General features: G+C 54.8%; 1 protein-coding gene. It reads right to left on the bottom strand.

Annotation, left to right across the window (positions count from 1 at the left end):
- The coding region (locus tag H5202_RS24895; protein ID WP_220494008.1) for a hypothetical protein at positions 1–263 on the bottom strand (263 nt) is incomplete at both ends.

Here is a 263-nt window from a genome sequence, read left to right on the forward strand (position 1 = left end):
GCAGATGGGTTACCGGCGATATCAATCACTTGCGCGGTCACATCAACATCAGTTGCGCCTGCAGTGACAGGCACTTCAACGTCAAAGCCGTTGTCGAGCATGTCTTGAGTCACAGGGCCGTTAAATAGGGTGTTGCCGTTGCCGTCAGTGACAATCAAGGTGTCGCCAACTTGAGTGCCAGTTGCTAGCGTCACGGTGGCGGTCACAGTGCCATCAGTACCGATCTCATCGCTGTTGAAGATACCATCGCTGCCCATGCCGCT

It is taken from the genome of Shewanella sp. SG41-4 (assembly GCF_014164505.1).
Taxonomy (GTDB): Bacteria; Pseudomonadota; Gammaproteobacteria; order Enterobacterales; family Shewanellaceae; genus Shewanella.